The organism is Cognatishimia activa (genome assembly GCF_001458335.1).
Taxonomy (GTDB): domain Bacteria; phylum Pseudomonadota; class Alphaproteobacteria; order Rhodobacterales; family Rhodobacteraceae; genus Cognatishimia; species Cognatishimia activa.
Window position 1 is genome coordinate 183,304 of record NZ_CYTO01000024.1, and the last position, 16,375, is coordinate 199,678.

14 protein-coding genes and 1 pseudogene are annotated in these 16,375 nt (G+C 53.9%); 9 read left to right on the plus strand and 6 right to left on the minus strand.

All coding sequences use genetic code 11. The annotated features are described in order from the left end of the window. Positions 1 to 316 (plus strand): annotated as a pseudogene (locus TA5113_RS12045) (hypothetical protein); the annotation flags it as partial. Here TA5113_RS12045 and TA5113_RS12050 read toward each other — a convergent pair. Genes TA5113_RS12050 through TA5113_RS12060 form a run of 3 tightly spaced genes read right to left on the minus strand, consistent with a single transcriptional unit; the run spans position 313 to position 3,421 of the window. Further along, the gene (locus tag TA5113_RS12050; protein ID WP_058314010.1) at positions 313 to 981 is read right to left on the minus strand and encodes a TadE/TadG family type IV pilus assembly protein; all 669 of its coding nucleotides are present in this window, start codon (positions 979 to 981) and stop codon (positions 313 to 315) included. The pseudogene TA5113_RS12045 and the gene TA5113_RS12050 overlap by 4 nt on opposite strands. 5 nt (positions 982 to 986) lie before the next feature. Next, entirely contained in the window at positions 987 to 1,538 is a 552-nt protein-coding gene (locus tag TA5113_RS12055; RefSeq protein ID WP_058314011.1) for a TadE/TadG family type IV pilus assembly protein, read from the minus strand. Next, positions 1,535 to 3,421, minus strand: a complete 1,887-nt coding sequence (locus TA5113_RS12060; protein ID WP_058314012.1) for a Tad domain-containing protein — start codon at positions 3,419 to 3,421, stop codon at positions 1,535 to 1,537. The genes TA5113_RS12055 and TA5113_RS12060 overlap by 4 nt, the downstream gene beginning before the upstream one ends. A gap of 362 nt (positions 3,422 to 3,783) precedes the next feature. On the opposite strand from TA5113_RS12060, the gene TA5113_RS12065 reads away from it, so the two are divergent. The 5 genes from TA5113_RS12065 to TA5113_RS12085 all read left to right on the plus strand — a co-directional run bounded on the left by TA5113_RS12065 (position 3,784) and on the right by TA5113_RS12085 (position 10,070). Next, positions 3,784 to 5,214, plus strand: a complete 1,431-nt coding sequence (locus TA5113_RS12065; protein ID WP_058314013.1) for a Glu/Leu/Phe/Val family dehydrogenase — start codon at positions 3,784 to 3,786, stop codon at positions 5,212 to 5,214. A 100-nt stretch (positions 5,215 to 5,314) separates the two neighbouring features. After that, positions 5,315 to 5,614: a hypothetical protein gene (locus TA5113_RS12070; RefSeq protein ID WP_165589412.1), complete on the plus strand. Its 300-nt coding sequence runs from the start codon at positions 5,315 to 5,317 to the stop codon at positions 5,612 to 5,614. Positions 5,615 to 5,699: 85 nt separating this feature from the next. Further along, positions 5,700 to 7,646, plus strand: coding sequence for a DNA primase (dnaG, locus tag TA5113_RS12075; protein ID WP_058314015.1), 1,947 nt, complete (start codon positions 5,700 to 5,702; stop codon positions 7,644 to 7,646). A 124-nt stretch (positions 7,647 to 7,770) separates the two neighbouring features. Further along, positions 7,771 to 9,750, plus strand: coding sequence for an RNA polymerase sigma factor RpoD (rpoD, locus tag TA5113_RS12080; protein ID WP_058314016.1), 1,980 nt, complete (start codon positions 7,771 to 7,773; stop codon positions 9,748 to 9,750). A 53-nt stretch (positions 9,751 to 9,803) separates the two neighbouring features. After that, entirely contained in the window at positions 9,804 to 10,070 is a 267-nt protein-coding gene (locus TA5113_RS12085; protein WP_058314017.1) for an HlyU family transcriptional regulator, read from the plus strand. Positions 10,071 to 10,106: 36 nt separating this feature from the next. On the opposite strand, the gene TA5113_RS12090 is transcribed toward TA5113_RS12085, so the two are convergent. Further along, a complete protein-coding gene (locus tag TA5113_RS12090; RefSeq protein ID WP_058314018.1) occupies positions 10,107 to 10,868 on the minus strand; it encodes a family 16 glycosylhydrolase in 762 nt (253 codons plus the stop codon). Positions 10,869 to 11,000: 132 nt separating this feature from the next. Between TA5113_RS12090 and TA5113_RS12095 the strand changes: the two genes are divergently transcribed. From TA5113_RS12095 to ribD, 3 genes are all read left to right on the plus strand, one after another. Beyond that, the gene (locus TA5113_RS12095) at positions 11,001 to 11,417 is read left to right on the plus strand and encodes a secondary thiamine-phosphate synthase enzyme YjbQ (protein WP_058314019.1); all 417 of its coding nucleotides are present in this window, start codon (positions 11,001 to 11,003) and stop codon (positions 11,415 to 11,417) included. A gap of 148 nt (positions 11,418 to 11,565) precedes the next feature. Next, positions 11,566 to 12,033, plus strand: a complete 468-nt coding sequence (gene nrdR / locus TA5113_RS12100; protein WP_058314020.1) for a transcriptional regulator NrdR — start codon at positions 11,566 to 11,568, stop codon at positions 12,031 to 12,033. A 10-nt stretch (positions 12,034 to 12,043) separates the two neighbouring features. Continuing rightward, a complete protein-coding gene (gene ribD / locus TA5113_RS12105; RefSeq protein ID WP_082638120.1) occupies positions 12,044 to 13,141 on the plus strand; it encodes a bifunctional diaminohydroxyphosphoribosylaminopyrimidine deaminase/5-amino-6-(5-phosphoribosylamino)uracil reductase RibD in 1,098 nt (365 codons plus the stop codon). On the opposite strand, the gene TA5113_RS12110 is transcribed toward ribD, so the two are convergent. Then, positions 13,138 to 15,144, minus strand: coding sequence for a capsule polysaccharide biogenesis protein (locus tag TA5113_RS12110; RefSeq protein WP_058314022.1), 2,007 nt, complete (start codon positions 15,142 to 15,144; stop codon positions 13,138 to 13,140). The two genes, ribD and TA5113_RS12110, sit on opposite strands and share 4 nt — an antisense overlap. Beyond that, a complete protein-coding gene (locus TA5113_RS12115) occupies positions 15,144 to 16,292 on the minus strand; it encodes a polysaccharide biosynthesis/export family protein (RefSeq protein WP_245627114.1) in 1,149 nt (382 codons plus the stop codon). The genes TA5113_RS12110 and TA5113_RS12115 overlap by 1 nt, the downstream gene beginning before the upstream one ends. Positions 16,293 to 16,375 lie beyond the last annotated feature (83 nt).

Consider the following 16,375-nt stretch of genomic DNA (forward strand, 5'->3'; position numbering starts at 1 on the left):
GGAACGCATGTTCACGGCGACCAAGTCACATCTCGTTGTAACGGAAGCTGGGGTGCAGGACAGCAATGGTGAGGTGCTTGCGGTTTTTGACGAGATCAAATCGGTCTCTCGTGGCACATTTGCGTTGAAGCCGTCTAATGGGTTCACATTGGTGCTGAAACAGAAAAAAGGCCCGAGCGCATGGCGACCGGGCCTTTGGTGGCGTTTTGGGTCCCGCGTGGGGATCGGCGGTGTGACCTCTGGTCATCAGTCCAAACCCGCAGCTCAGATGATCGAAGCGATGATCTTTGAGCGGGATAAGACGATTAGCCGTTAACCGCTTTCATAGACCAATTGAGACGAATAGCGTGGGCGGGTGAAGACGAAAGTCTGCATGTCGCTTGTGCCAAAGTCCAAGTCCCACGCATATGCGTCTTGGGTTTCTGTACCAAGGGCGCTTGCTTCCTCATTCGCTTCAGCGACGCCTTCATCATTGCGTCCCGACATGATTGGGCCAATGTCATAAAGCGGCTCATACCGGTAGTGAGTCTCAACCAAAATCAGCGTTTCATCCAAGCTGATGTCAGGCAGGAACGTTGTAATCTGGCTCAGGTTTGCTGTGTCCAATGGATTGAACGCGTCACCGCGTGTTTGTGACCATTCGACCGCATAACTGTTGTTTAAGATGTCCCACTCTATCACTGTAAGTCTAAGAGAGCCGGAACCATCTTCCAAATTGGCGAGTTCCTCGAACAGCACGCGTGTGTTCGTAATGTAGTCATCGGTAATCGCATTGGTTTCACGGCTCAGAGCGTCACTGATCGTGAAGGCCGCTTTGTCCATGGCTGATTTCGTCCGGAAGACGTCCAGGAAAACTGCCATCGCTGCAATAAGCCACAACAAGATGGGTAGCATGATCATTGCTTCGACAGATACAGTGCCAGACATGCTTTTCGAGAAAGCTTTTAGGCGCAAGGTCATGTTTTTGATAGGATTTTTCATGTCGGTTACCTCGGTTCCTGAACGAAGGCCGTTGTCTTCAGGATACGGCCGTAATTGCCTGCACTCGCGGTCATAGAGTCTGAACCGATGTACTTATTGAACAATCCACTTCCTGGCATGATGGACAGGTATTCAGCGCAGACACGCATAACCATCAGTTCGTTATCCATGCCGAGGCTCAACTCGTTCATTGGCGCAACCTCTTCCGCACGGTCCACGCATTGGTATTCAGACGGAAGGTCCTGCCAGTTGCGCAAATCCATGGAACGCATCTCAAGTTGGACGTTCTGCATGCAATCCGAAACCGGGTTGGTGGAACAAATCATCTGCTTAAGATCGTCATGTGTCGGGGAGGCTCCGGTATTGAGGCGGACCCAACGAACCGTTTGGTCCAGGGAGCGTTCCAGTTTCACATGTTTGAGGCCAACCAGCCCTGCCTCGATGCCCATGAGCATCAAGAATAGGAAGAAGGGGAACCACAAGACAAAGTCGAAGGCCAGCGTACCGTCTTCACTGCGACGGAAACGACCGAGTGTTTTCTTGATAGCATAGGTCATTGTGTCAACCTCAATTGGCGGATGGAAGATGCGATAGATGAGAAGGCTTGGCTGATCTCAAGGCCGTTTACATCGTAGTAATGGCTGATTGAGCTTGCGCAGTTTCTCAGGACGGTCTGACCGCTCTCAGGCGCTTCAAAGCCGATGGTGAATACCACGACGCCTTCTGCTTTTGCTGCGTCGCAGATCGCTTGGGTGCGAAGATTCTTGGTCCAGCTGCCAACGTAGTTGCGTACGGCATAGTACCAATCGTTGTTGGCTTGACTGTCATCCATCCACGGGTAGTAGTGTTCGTCGCGGTTGAACTTAAGCGATGTACGTGCCCAGAGCTCAGGATAGGTCAGAACCTCGGCGCTGCCCGGCTCATTGACGGTGACCGTCTTTCTGATCTTTTTGTAGCGTTTGCAGCTGCCGTTACGGCGGAAGGATCTGCATTCGTCGGTTTGAACGGTCTGCGTTTCTTCCCAAGTACCCTCGCCATAAGCATGGTTTTTCCATTGGGCGGTTGCAGGCCAGTAATAGATCGGCTCGTCGGTGATGCCGTCGCCGTCTTCGTCGCCGGTGTCTTCACCAATATAGACGGAGTAGAACTCTTCTTGTTCGTTCCACCAAATATTGGACTCGCCGGAGCGGAAGTCGTCATTCACGTAATACTGTGATGTGTTTTGACCATCGGTCATCAAGACGATCACTTTTAGCGTATCACCGTCAGTATGGGCGACCGGACGACCAGAAAAATCTGGGTGCACGGCTTGATGCGTGTGACCCTGCAAAGGAGTGTCGATCATGTTCTGGATCGCTGGTTGCAGGCTTGGATCCAACAACGCTGTACCCCATTTCATGCCAACGTCGATGGAGGTATTGCCTCCGCCCCACATGGAATCGATGAAGTTTTTCAGCTTGGTTGGGTCTTTTTGAACAACGAGCATCTCGCGGCTATTGTCTTCAGCCTCGACACAAACTGGCGATGTTACCAACCGCATTGGGTCGCTTGAACGGCCATCAAAATCGCTCCAAGGAGAGAAGTGGGTGGTGCGCTCTAGCTGCTGGTTCGCGTCCAGACCGGTTTGGTTAAAGTCGCTTTCCTGGAAATTCACACAGTTTGAATATGTGTGCTCTTCGCTGATATTGAGCTCAGCTGCGAGCGCTTCAGGTGCGGACACTTGTGTTGCGTAAGGCACGATGGAGATAGACAGTTTGCCATCTTCTGTTGTGCTGTTCAGTGTATCAACGAATTGTTTTGCCGCGACTTTCAAGTTCGGCAGACGATTGTTCCAATTCATGGACCCCGAAACGTCGAGCACCATTGAGATTTCAACGCTGCCAATGCTTTCCTCGGCAGCGCTGGTGGCGGCCAAAGTCAGGCTAGTGATTGCATCCGTGTTATAACGGCCAGAATCTGTATTCGTATAATCTGTGACCACCGACACTTGTTCTTCGCCAGTTCCATCTGCATTGGCGGTCTTTTCTGTATTAAAGGTCTTTGTCGGCATGCGGGTGTTCCAGTTCCAATGCAAGAACTTGGTATTAAAGGTTGTTTCCGCTGTCGCGCGTACGGATTTGAACCCGATACCTTCACTGACTGTGATGTCACGAATGGAGCCAGAAAGCTTGGGGTTGTCCAGATATTCCTGAACGACGGCTTCCGCGTCCATGTCCTGATCAAGAGCCGCAGCGGAAAGTACCGCGCGGTCTAATGTATCCTGTAATTGCGTACGACGCATTTCTGCCATCATGGCATCAATGCCGATACCGCCGACCATCATGACAATCACAAAGACTGAGATTGTCAGGAAAGTCATAGTACCGTCTTCTTCACGGCGGAACCGTGAAGCGATCATTTGGGCGTCCGCCCAGCGATCTTTCCAAGAAGGATGTCCCATTTTTAGTCCCTCAATTAATACGCCCCGCGAAGCCCACTTGACGGACTCCGGCCACTCTCACTCCCGAAAATATGTGACAGATGATTTGGGCCGAAATTTGGCCAAATAAGGGGTTTTTGCGACATTTTACGCCCGATTTGGGGGCATTACCCCTGAATAGTGGACGTTTTTTGCGAATGGAGTTGACTGTTAACAATTTGGAAACTCCATTGCTCTAATGGAGCCCGCACTAAGGGTCCTTAATAAAGTTTATAAATCGATTAATTTTTGAGCAGTGAACCCTCGTAAAATCGCGTGAAACAATATTAACGTGGGGTCACTAGCGACCTTGAGTCGCAAGCAAGCTTGTCCGGAGGAATAAGATGAGCGTAAAAAATGAACCCAGTTTCCGTGAAAGTGTAGACCTGATGTTTAACCGTGCCGTAGGCCTTATGGACCTGCCGCCCGGGCTAGAACAGAAGATCCGAGTATGTAATGCAACCTATACAGTCCGTTTCGGGGTTCGGCTGCGTGGAAGCATTCATACATTCACCGGTTATCGATCTGTCCACTCAGAACATATGGAGCCAGTGAAAGGCGGTATTCGCTACGCACTTGGGGTAAACCAAGACGAAGTAGAAGCGCTAGCAGCGCTGATGACCTATAAATGTGCCCTTGTTGAAGCGCCGTTTGGTGGTTCCAAAGGCGGACTTTGTATCGACCCACGTCAATATGACGAACATGAGCTAGAGCAGATCACGCGTCGGTTTGCATATGAATTGGCCAAACGTGACCTGATCGATCCATCCCAAAACGTTCCAGCCCCGGATATGGGGACAGGTGAACGGGAAATGGCGTGGATCGCCGACCAATACGCGCGCATGAATACAACCGACATCAATGCGCGTGCCTGTGTGACCGGCAAACCATTGAATGCGGGCGGCATCTCTGGGCGTGTCGAAGCGACCGGCCGTGGCGTTCAATATGCGTTGCAGGAGTTCTTCCGCGATATACGCGATGTCGACAAGGCGGGCCTGAAGGGCAAGCTCGATGGCAAACGCATTGTTGTGCAGGGTCTTGGTAATGTGGGCTACCACGCCGCTAAATTCCTTGCTGAGGAAGACGGTGCGCAAATCGTTGGCATCATTGAGCGAGATGGCGCATTGGTCAGTGATACATCCATGGATGTTGACGCTGTACGCAACTGGATCATGGAGCATGGCGGGGTCAAAGGTTACCCGGATGCAACTTACGTTGAAAATGGCGCGAGTGTTCTGGAGGCAGACTGCGATATCCTCATACCAGCGGCACTTGAAGGGGTCATCAACCTGACCAACGCTGACAAAATCAAAGCGCCATTGATCATCGAGGCCGCCAATGGTCCTGTGACAGCTGGTGCGGATGAGATTTTGCGCAATAAGGGTACGGTGATCATCCCAGACATGTATGCAAACGCCGGTGGTGTAACGGTGTCCTACTTTGAGTGGGTCAAAAACCTAAGCCATATCCGTTTTGGCCGCATGCAACGCCGCCAAGAGGAAGCGCGCCACCAATTGGTGATCGATGAGCTTCAGCGCCTCGATGACTATCTCGGTGATGCATGGTCAATGTCCCCGAACTTCAAACAGAAGTATCTGAAAGGGGCAGGGGAGCTGGAACTGGTGCGCTCCGGTCTCGATGACACGATGCGGATTGCGTATCAGTCCATGCGTGAACGTTGGCATGAAGAAGAAAAGGTCACTGATCTTCGAATTGCGGCCTACCTTGTATCGATCGAAAAAGTCGCAGCAAGCTATCGAGCAAAAGGTCTCTGACCCTTCCGAAATTGTGAACGGAAAGCCCGCTTCGTGCGGGCTTTTCTTATTGCAGCACCTGTGAAGGCACGGCATGTTTGCGAAAAGTATGGAGAGTATGATGCGTTTGCTTATGGCTTTGAGTTTGGTTGTTTCAGCAGGTGCCGTGCAGGCCGAAGAGACTGATAAGGCCGAACAATGTGACGCGCTGGGCGGTATCGTTACTCAATTGGTTGAGCTGCGCCAGGACGGCAAACGTGAGAAGCGTTCGGTGAAGATTTTGACCAACGGTAAGACTGCGGTTGATGAAAAGTATCAACCTGCCGTGCAATTTTTGTCTGGTTGGGTGTACTCGTTGACCGACGATGAACTGACCTACGAGCCCGGCAAGAAATATACTGAAGCTTGCCTAGAGCAGTAAGTATCAACAGACTTATCCACCGCTAATTTTTCTGCTTTGCGGGTCGTCACTGGACATGAGCTCTGGGGCGTTCATATAGTAATTCATGAGCATCACACCGGCCTTTTTGGATGAACTGCGCAGCCGCACAAACCTCGTGCAGGTGGTTGGTCGCAAGGTCAATTGGGACAATCGTAAATCTAATCAAGGCAAGGGCGATATGTGGGCGCCTTGCCCCTTTCACCATGAAAAAACCGCGTCTTTTCATGTGGATGACCAAAAGGGTTACTATTATTGCTTTGGCTGTCAGGCCAAAGGCGACGCCATAAATTTCGTGCAAGAAACTGAGAATGTCAGTTTCGTTGATGCGGTGAAAATCCTTGCGGATGAGGCCGGATTGGCCATGCCAGACCGCGACCCGCGTGCCCAAGAGAAAGCGGACAAGCGCGCAACTTTGGTTGATGTCATGGAATTGGCAACGCGCTATTTCCGCATGGCTCTACGAACCGCTGCCGGGGCAGATGCGCGCGCTTATTTGGAGCGGCGCGGATTGAGCCAAGAGCAATTGGACCGGTGGGAAATCGGATTTGCGCCGGATGGCTGGCAGAACCTATGGGATGCGTTGAAGGGCAAAAACGTGCCTGACGAGCTGATCCTTGCGGCGGGGCTTGCAAAACCTTCAACGAAAGGCGGCAAGCCCTATGACACGTTCCGCAACCGGATCATGTTCCCGATCCGAGATGCGCGGGGCCGGGCGATTGCTTTTGGTGGCCGCGCCATGGACCCCAATGACAACGCGAAATACCTGAACTCTCCTGAGACGGAGCTGTTTGATAAAGGGCGCAATCTTTACAATCACGCCCCGGCGCGGGCGGCGGCAGGTAAGGGGCAGCCGTTGATTGTGGCCGAAGGCTATATGGATGTCATTGCGCTGGAAAGCGCGGGCTTTGGCGGTGCGGTCGCGCCCTTGGGCACAGCAGTCACCGAGAACCAACTGCAACTTATGTGGCGAATATCGCCGGAACCGATCATTGCGCTTGATGGGGACAAGGCTGGCATTCGCGCCGCTCTGCGCCTTATCGATTTAGCGCTTCCGCTTCTGCAAGCAGGACAAAGCCTGCGCTTTGCCATCATGCCCGAAGGTCAGGATCCGGATGATCTGATCAAAGCCAAAGGACCGAAAGCTGTGCAAGCGGTGCTGGATCAGGCGCGGCCGATGGTCGATTTGCTCTGGGAGCGGGAGATTGAAGGGAAAAACTTTGATAGCCCGGAACGCAAGGCTGCGCTCGACAAGGCGTTGCGTGAAAAGATCAAGCTGATCAAAGATCCGTCGATCCGTGCCCATTACGGTCAAACGATCAAAGATCTGCGTTGGAAACTGTTCCGTCCTGCCCCAACCGGGCGCAAAGGTGGCACATTCCGCCCCGGGAAATGGGCGCCGACTGGTGCGAAGGGCACCACAAAATCTTCACTTCTCGTCTCTGCTGACGCAGCACGGCAACGTCACATGCGTGAGTCCGTGATCGTCGCTACGATTATCGTGAACCCGACGATTTTGGACGAGTTTGAAGAAGGTCTAGATCGTCTTTCCTGTGAAGACGAAGACCTGCGTTTTCTGCGTGATCTGCTCTTGCGGCAGGCCCATCGCGGCGTTGAAGACCTTAAATCCGTCATTGAGGACGCAATGGGCCCCGAGGCCCTTGATTTCCTGATGGGCCACCCACATGTGCGTATCGCACCGCCTGTGCGCCGTCCGGGGGATCTTGAATTGGCGCGTCAGACCGTCTCAGAAGAGCTGCAAAAACTAACCGCCGATGCCGGGTGGCACGCGGAATTGGCTGAAGCCGAAGAAGATTTGCATCATGCCTCAGACGAAGCGGTCACTTGGCGTTTGGGTCAAGCAGCTGAAGCGCGCAATCGTGCGCAACGCAGTCTGCAAGAAGACTCGACTGAATATGAAGTGGGCGACAATGGCGCAGCGATCGATAAGGATGAACGCGCTGCGTTGGACGCTTTGATGGAAAGAATCGGGTTCAACAAACAGGACCGTTAGATTTCGGCACCGTTTGTGAAAGAATTCAGAAAAGAATCAGGGTAAATAGGTGTGCGAATCACCGAATCGCGCTAAATGATTCGATACCGCGAATCACCTTTGCCCGATATTGCAGGAGCAGCGAATGGCCGCAAAAGACAACGACGACCGTAAGCCCGAGGATCAGGACGCCGAGATTTCGCTCGATATGAGCCAAGCCGCCGTCAAGAAGATGATCGCTGAGGCGCGGGAAAAAGGGTATATCACCTATGACCGTCTGAACTCTGTCCTGCCGCCGGATCAGGTAAATTCTGAACAAATTGAAGATGTTATGTCCATGCTCTCTGAGATGGGTATCAACATTATTGAAGACGAAGAAGTCGAAGAAGAAGAGCAAAAGACAACCGCTCTGGTCGACACGTCTTCTGCCAACCGTGAAGTTGCGCTTGGATCTGGCACATCTGAGAAGCTTGATCGCACCGATGACCCTGTCCGCATGTATCTGCGTGAGATGGGCTCTGTTGAGCTGCTGAGCCGCGAGGGCGAGATCGCGATTGCGAAGCGCATCGAGGCGGGCCGCAACACTATGATCGCCGGGCTGTGCGAAAGCCCGCTGACCTTCCAAGCGATCACCATTTGGCGTGACGAACTTCTCTCTGAGGACATTCTGCTGCGCGATGTGATCGATCTGGAAACCACCTTCGGTGACCAGATGGGGGACGATGGCGAAGAGGAGCCCGTCGCGGATACATCCTCGGCGGCCAAGCCTGAGAAGAAAGAAAAAGAGCAAGAGCTGGACGCAGACGGCAACCCGATTGCCGATGACGACGACGATGATGACGACGATCAGGCGAACCTGTCCCTTGCGGCGATGGAAGCGGCTCTGAAGCCTCGGGTTTTGGAAATGCTAGACCGGATCGCGGATGACTACGCGATGTTGTCTGAAATGCAGGATAGCCGGATTTCGGCGACCCTGAATGAAGACGACACGTTCTCTTCCAAAGAAGAAGACACATACCAGAAGCTGCGCTCTGAAATTGTTGAATTGGTGAACGAACTTCACCTGCACAACAACCGTATTGAAGCGCTGATTGACCAGCTTTACGGCATCAACCGCCGCATCATGTCGATCGACAGCTCTATGGTAAAACTTGCTGACCAAGCGCGGATCAACCGTCGTGAATTCATCGAAGCCTATCGCGGTCGTGAACTCGATCCAACTTGGCTGGAAGATATGGCGCAAAAGCCGGGCCGGGGTTGGCAGATGTTCATGGAACGCTCGGTCGACAAAGTCGAAGAACTGCGTGCCGACATGGCGCAAGTTGGTCAATATGTTGGTCTCGACATCCCTGAATTCCGCCGCATCGTGCAGCAGGTTCAAAAGGGTGAAAAAGAAGCGCGTCAGGCGAAGAAAGAAATGGTCGAGGCAAACCTGCGTCTCGTGATTTCCATCGCCAAAAAGTACACGAACCGCGGCCTGCAATTCCTTGATCTTATTCAGGAAGGTAACATCGGCCTGATGAAGGCGGTGGACAAGTTTGAATACCGCCGTGGGTATAAATTCTCCACCTACGCAACATGGTGGATCCGTCAGGCGATCACCCGTTCTATTGCGGACCAAGCGCGGACCATCCGTATTCCAGTGCACATGATTGAAACGATCAATAAGCTGGTTCGGACCGGTCGTCAGATGCTGCACGAGATTGGCCGCGAGCCAACGCCAGAGGAACTGGCGGACAAGTTGCAAATGCCACTTGAGAAGGTGCGCAAGGTTATGAAGATCGCCAAGGAGCCGATCTCCCTTGAAACCCCAATCGGGGACGAGGAAGACAGCCAACTGGGTGATTTCATCGAGGATAAGAACGCGGTTCTGCCACTCGACAGCGCGATTCAGGAAAACCTGAAGGAAACCACTACACGTGTACTTGCGTCCCTGACACCACGGGAAGAGCGGGTTCTACGGATGCGTTTTGGTATCGGCATGAACACCGACCACACGTTGGAAGAGGTCGGTCAGCAGTTCAGCGTGACCCGCGAACGGATCCGTCAGATTGAAGCGAAAGCCCTGCGGAAGCTGAAACACCCAAGCCGCAGCCGAAAACTGCGCAGCTTCCTAGACCAGTAATTTTCATGCGCCCCTGAGGAAACTCAGGGGCGTATTTTATTTGTGAGGCCCCCATGTCTTTGCTCAGCAAACTTTTTGGTAAATCTGCGCCAGAAGCACCTGAACCCGTGAGCCACCAAGGCTTTCTGATCTTTCCAATGTCGCAAAAAGACGGATCGCATTTCCGCCTTGGTGCGCGCATTGAGAAAGAAATCGATGGGGAGCTTAAAACCCACGACATGATCCGCGCCGATACGTTCAATACAGTGGATGCTGCAAACGACGAAGCTGTGCGAAAAGCAAAAGTCTTTATTGATCAAATGGGTGAGCGGATTTTTTAAAGTCGTTTGACCTGTTTGGACATGCGCTTGCGATGCCTAGGGTTTAAGGGCTGCCGGGAATATGTCCTTCGCATTTAGATCGGTGAACGGGATAAACCGAATGCTTTGAAAAACAGCATTTCCTGTTTGAGCAGGGGAAGCGTTTCCGGCCCAATCTGAAATGGATTTATCTGCCGCCCACAGGTTTGCAAATAATCTTCCCGGGATGACTGGCAGCGCGCTTTCTTGGTTGATGACTTCAAACACATCAATGCCATTCACGGACCAGATGATCCGGTCTGGCAACCAGTGAAATCCAAATGTATTGAACCCTTGGGCTGCGTCAAATCCCAGCTGGATGTCGCGTTCCTTTAGGACGCCATCTACAAACCATGCTGCATGAAGCTTAGTGGTGTCACGCCCCAGTATTTCGATGTCGATTTCATCATGGCGCGTACCGTAGTGCGGCCCTGAATAGATGAAAAAACCTGTAACGAGACCTGAGCCACGCGCTGCCTTGAATGTTGCTTCGTAATACCCGTAATGCATTGGGGCGTGTGTGCGTATTGAGGCTCCAGCGAAGCGGTTCGGACCGTCTTGATGGGGGCGTAGCAGCAAGTTCACAGTCGAAGCTCCTGCACCCTGCTTCAAAACGACGTTTTTGCGACGCCAATCCGTGTCAAAACTGGGGTGGTCGAAGTCGTACTCGGCCACGTACCAGCGAGAGGTTTCAAGCGCCTTGAAGGCGTCGACAAAGCCGTCTCCTGCATTGGCTTGGCCCGCTGCAAGTGCTGAATACAAAAGGGTAGATTTCAGCAATCGTCTGCTCAAGTGGAAAGTAAAAGGTTAATCATTCGTTAAGATTAAGTGGCAAAGCGGTTAAAGGTTAACTCAAATTCGAATAATTGGTTAACGCTTGCCTTTGTGCGTCCCTGGCCGCAGGGTGCCGGCATGCAAACGACGTTTAAACTTCAGACCGCTGGGCAGGGCCTTTATGAATTCACGCGACATGTTACGCGTTGGGTTGCTGAACAAGGTGCAGATGACGGGTTGTTGACCCTCTTTGTGCGCCACACGTCGTGTTCCTTGCTGATCCAAGAGAACGCAGACCCAGAGGTGAAGACGGACCTTCGTAACTTTTTTCATCGGCTTGTCCCGCCAACAAGCGACCCGTCCATGTCCTACCTGACGCATACCTATGAAGGTCCCGATGATATGCCTGCCCATATCAAAGCAGCGATGATGCCTGTAAGTTTGTCCATTCCGGTATCTGGGGGGCAGCTGGCCCTGGGCACTTGGCAGGGCATTTACCTATTTGAGCACCGCAATGCCCCGCATAATCGACGAATTGTCGGTCATTTAACGTGAGGTTTCCGCAGGATGTAGGGTATGAAAATCTTCTCTACCCAAATCCTAGCGTTGGGCCTATAGTGGCTGTGGATAACTTTGGGATCGACCCAAAGATCACCGTGAAAAACACTGTGAAGAACACTGAAATAAATTCTGGGGGACTGTCATGCGTTGTCCGTTTTGCGGAAATATCGATACTCAAGTGAAGGACTCTCGTCCGGCAGAAGATCATGTTTCCATCCGGCGCCGACGCTTTTGTCCGGCCTGTGGTGGACGGTTTACAACCTACGAACGGGTGCAATTGCGTGACCTCGTTGTGGTGAAATCCAATGGTCGTCGTGAAGATTTCGATCGCGACAAACTGGAACGCTCAATTCGCATCTCTTTGCAGAAGCGCCCGGTTGAGCCTGAACGCATCGACCAGATGATTTCTGGGATTGTCCGTCGGCTCGAAAGCATGGGCGACACGGATATCAATTCGAAGACCATCGGGGAGATCGCCATGGAAGCGTTGGCGCGGATCGACACCGTGGCTTACGTGCGCTTCGCCAGTGTTTATAAGAACTTCCAAGCCGCAGATGACTTCGATAAGTTTGTCTCTGAGCTGCGTCCGAATGTAGCCCCGGAAGAGTGAGCACCCTTAAGTGAGCAAAGCAGACCGTCGTTTTATGGCGCTCGCCCTTGAATTGGGGCGGCGGGGTCAGGGCCGTACATGGCCCAACCCGGCAGTGGGTTGTGTGATTGTCAAAGATGGTCGTGTGGTGGGCCGAGGCTGGACCCAGCCGGGGGGGCGTCCGCATGCAGAGCCTGTTGCCTTGGCGCAGGCCGGTGGCGCTGCGAAGGGTGCGACCGCTTATGTGACGCTGGAACCATGCTCGCATCACGGTAAAACCCCCCCTTGTTGTGAGGCGCTGATTGCCGCGCAAGTGGCGCGGGTTGTTGTGGCGTTGGAAGACAGCGACCCTCGCGTGTGCGGGCGCGGCTTTAAGATGCTGCGTGATGCAGGTATCGAAGTTGTCGAAGGGGTGATGGCCGAGGAAGCCGCGCGAGACTTGCAAGGGTTCTTCCTAAAGACCGAACAGGGCCGTCCATTTGTGACTTTGAAGCTGGCGACCACATTGGACGGGCGCATTGCGACGGCCACCGGTGAAAGCCAATGGATCCCCGGACCAGAAGCCCGCCGTGCGGTGCATATGATGCGCGCGCGCCATGATGCGGTGATGGTCGGTGGCGGCACCGCACGAGCCGATGATCCTTCTTTGACCGTGCGCGATCTGGGTGTTGCATACCAGCCGGTCCGTATCGTTGTCTCTCGCCGTTTAGATTTACCATTGATGAGCAATCTTGCACGCACGGCGAATGATATTCCGGTTTGGTTGGCGCATGGCCCCGACGTGGATGGCGAACTAAAGCGCACTTGGGAAGGACTGGGTGCAGAGCTTCTGTCCTGTGACCTTGAGGGCTCTCAGGTGTCGCCGAAATCCCTTCTGGACTCTTTGGGCAGCAATGGCCTGACCCGTGTTTTCTGTGAAGGGGGCGGGGCGCTGGCTGCGTCTTTGCTCAATGCTGATCTAGTGGATGAGCTGATCGTGTTCAGCGCCGGTAAGGTGATTGGAGCCGAGGGCTTTCCGGGCGTTGGGGCAATGGGGCTGGATCGATTGGCTGCGGCACCTCGGTTTGAACTTTCCGAGCAGCGCGCGTTAGGTGCGGATATTATGAGCGTCTGGCGGCGGCCGACCTAGCGCCAGAGGCTTGCCCGGCTTGCAAACACACCTTGGGTTTTCGAAAGTAAGCGGTTCGCTAGTCCGCGCCTTGGGAGTTTCCCTTCGGACAAGCGCTCTACGGCAACTTCAACAGAGCAAGGCAGTCCCGTCATCGGGTCGAGATAGCGCGGCGCATCGATCAGTGCGGCGTGAACCAAGCCTTGGAGCGAAACCTCTGCTTGTCGGCGCAGCGGTACTTTGCCCAAGTCATTGGTCAGACCCCAACCAGCATAAAAGGGCGCGCCAAGGGTGGTGACTTTGCAACCACGAAGGAGCGCTTCGAACCCAGTGAGCGACGTCATGGTCCAGACCTCTTGCACCTGTTCAAGCAGCCAAGCCATGTCGGCGTTTTCTAAAACCACATCAGCGATTTGATCAGCATCGTCTACCTTGCCGTCTCGCAGGCCTGTCAGAACATCCGGATGCGGCTTGTAGATGATCTTTGCATCAGGATTGGCGGCGCGCGCAGCTTCCAGAAGTGCTCGGTTGGTTTTGATCTCATCTGTTCCAAGCAGGATTGATGCGTCGTCTTCCACCTGTCCCGGTACCAAAATAAGATGGCCCTCTGGTAGCTCAGGCTGGTCCCCGCCGAGGTTATATTTGCTGAGGCCTTGCGCGCGCAGACGCTCAATCAGCTTTTGCGCGCGCAGATCTTGATCTGGGCGCAAACTCTCTCGAGCGGCGATATAGGCTTCCATATCGCTGGCATGGGTTGGGTCATAATAGATCCCGCTGCGGTCACAGATCATCGAGAGTGGGGGAACCAATTCAGCCCCCAAGCCACGAGAGCGCAAAAAACCGTCTTCGATGCGTGTACTGCCTTCGGGACCATTTTTGATGCCCCAAGTCAGGGCAGGGCGGTGTTCACCTCGTCCCGTGCCGAACCGCATACGTTTGTAGCGACCAAAGAAAGCTTGAAAATGATGTCGCTTCCACAGGCGAATGCCATGACCTGTCCAGCCTTGGTGGTCTTCCCGCCAAGCGCGCGTCTCTGCTTCCAGTTGGGAAATCACATCTTCCAGCTCACCTAAGCGGTCCCGATAGGGATCATACCAGCGGGCATAGAGCATCATGCTTGCTGCAAAGAGCTGAGCTTTTGTTAGCTGACGATGGCGACGCGGGACTGGGCGCTCGTCCTGCGTTAGGCCCCAACCAGAGTAGAAGGGTTGTCCAAAAACGCGTGGTTTGTGGCCTGCGTAGATGGCTTCAAATCCCATTTGGGAGGATAGAGTGTAGACCCCGACCGCGCCTTCAAACAGCACCCACGGGCTGATCGGTTGGTCCCAAAGGGAAATCCGTTCATTGCAATCGGCCTCCGAGAAATAGCCCGGCCGAATGCCGTTCTGCGTTTCGGGGTGGGTCTTGATCAAAACTCGCGCGCCGGGGTGTTCTTCCTGCGCCATGACCAGCATTTCTTTGAAATGCGCATCTCCGGCACCGCTTGCGGTGACTGAGGCGTCTCCACGGGTTTGGTCGATGACAAGGACATAACCCGGATCTGGTGGAGCTACATCCAGCGGGTTTGCTGCGTATTTGGTGAGGTGGGCGTCTTTGATGCGCGCTATGCACCCGCGCGCGCGATTGAGCAGAGCCGCGTCATCTAAAGGGTGTGTCGCAAGCAAGGTTTCTAGCTCACTCGGGGTACTGGGATCAAAGTGCACGCCCTTATGGTCCAGAAATAATCCCACAGGAGGCTCGCCCTTCGCACCGGGAAAGAGCGAGCGCAGTGGGGCGTCCTCCACTCGTAAAATCTCAGTATCGCGGTCTGCGGCAATCTTTTCGCCGCGATGGGAGGTCGGGCTTTTCCCCCAAACGCCTACTAGGTCGTCGGGACCGGGAAGGCCAAGGCTGATTTGGTAACCGCTAAGCTTCAGAATACGGCGCAAGCGCCGTTGGGTCAGAAAACCACCATTATAAACAAAAAGCCGCCGGGGAGTGGGCTCCCCGGCGGTTTGAACGTTGTCCTCGTGAAAGAGGTCCATTAGCCGCCAGAACCAAGGGTTTGCAGCGAGCTTACAGATGTCGCTGACCCGGTGATGGAGGAAATGGTTTTGTCCCAAGTGGTAAACGGCGCTTCGGTCACGTACAGCGTATCACCGTCGCGCACTACGAAGTCACGCGCGTGGAACATGCCGTTTGGTTCTGTTAAATCAAGCACATAGACCATACGCTGCGCGCCAATCAGGTCATCACGACCCAACACTTGGTTTGCGACAGGGGCTGCTTCATTGCGGAAAATGAAGACACCTTTCGGATCTGCGGCGCCAGAGTTCAGGCCGCCCACTTGTGCGATCGCTTCGATGGCAGAGAGGTTCTGCGTATCAAACACGACGCGGCTTTGGGTGCCGGTTGCACCAAGCGCGGTGAAGGCGCGGGTGTCAGCCTCGACAAGAATGCGGTCGCCGCCGCGCAGAGCAATGTCCAAGCGCGGATTGTCATAAAGATCTTGGAACCAAATTTTGCCTTTGTGGCCTTTGCGCAGGACGGTCACTTGCGCGGTTTCTGGTTCAATCGTCACACCGCCGGATTTCGCGAGCATCGCTGCAAGGGTGCGGGTCGGTCGCTCGATCGGATAGACACCTTGAAGGCCTACGGCACCGACGACGGACACGGTTGCCCCGTCACCAGCCGCACGGCGGACTTCAACCTGTGGATCAGGCGTTTGATCTTCAAGCTTGGCTTTGATCACACGACGGATCGCTTCCGGCGTGTTGCCTGCTGCGCGGATACGTCCTGCGTATGGCACGAAGATAAAGCCTGCACCGTCGACTTGAACTTCTTCAAGAACCGCTGCCACTTGGCCTTCAGGCCCCAGCAAAGGTTTGTCGACGTTTTCCCAAATCGTCAGGGCCAAGACGTCGCCCGGTCGAATGGTGTCAGACCCCAAAGTGCCAGCGTTCTTGAAACTGTCGGCAAAGCCGAGCGCTGGTACAACAGAGGTTGCGCGGCTTACGCGATCATTCACAGAGACAACAAATGCGTCGCCTTCCTTCTGAACGGAGCCTGCGTAAATTTCGCGTTTGTTCGGACCTGGGCGGGGCAGGCCACAAGACGAAATGACGGCCAAAGCCGCAATAAGGGCGATACCCTTCGCCCAGCGTGATGCTGTGGGGGAAGTTTCGGATTTCACTGCTCGGTCTCCTCGACCTATTTCTGCCTCGTTTATATTTTGGCGCTAAGTTACCCTAATTCGTGGATAAAATCCAGCACTAG

Excerpts from the sequence above, each read along its gene's own strand:
- TA5113_RS12050 (WP_058314010.1), bottom strand. The coding sequence starts at position 981 with ATGAAAAATCCTATCAAAAACATGACCTTGCGCCTAAAAGCTTTCTCG.
- TA5113_RS12055 (WP_058314011.1), bottom strand. The coding sequence starts at position 1,538 with ATGACCTATGCTATCAAGAAAACACTCGGTCGTTTCCGTCGCAGTGAA.
- TA5113_RS12060 (WP_058314012.1), bottom strand. The coding sequence starts at position 3,421 with ATGGGACATCCTTCTTGGAAAGATCGCTGGGCGGACGCCCAAATGATC.
- TA5113_RS12065 (WP_058314013.1), top strand. The coding sequence starts at position 3,784 with ATGAGCGTAAAAAATGAACCCAGTTTCCGTGAAAGTGTAGACCTGATG.
- TA5113_RS12070 (WP_165589412.1), top strand. The coding sequence starts at position 5,315 with ATGCGTTTGCTTATGGCTTTGAGTTTGGTTGTTTCAGCAGGTGCCGTG.
- dnaG (WP_058314015.1), top strand. The coding sequence starts at position 5,700 with ATGAGCATCACACCGGCCTTTTTGGATGAACTGCGCAGCCGCACAAAC.
- rpoD (WP_058314016.1), top strand. The coding sequence starts at position 7,771 with ATGGCCGCAAAAGACAACGACGACCGTAAGCCCGAGGATCAGGACGCC.
- TA5113_RS12085 (WP_058314017.1), top strand. The coding sequence starts at position 9,804 with ATGTCTTTGCTCAGCAAACTTTTTGGTAAATCTGCGCCAGAAGCACCT.
- TA5113_RS12095 (WP_058314019.1), top strand. The coding sequence starts at position 11,001 with ATGCAAACGACGTTTAAACTTCAGACCGCTGGGCAGGGCCTTTATGAA.
- nrdR (WP_058314020.1), top strand. The coding sequence starts at position 11,566 with ATGCGTTGTCCGTTTTGCGGAAATATCGATACTCAAGTGAAGGACTCT.
- TA5113_RS12110 (WP_058314022.1), bottom strand. The coding sequence starts at position 15,144 with ATGGACCTCTTTCACGAGGACAACGTTCAAACCGCCGGGGAGCCCACT.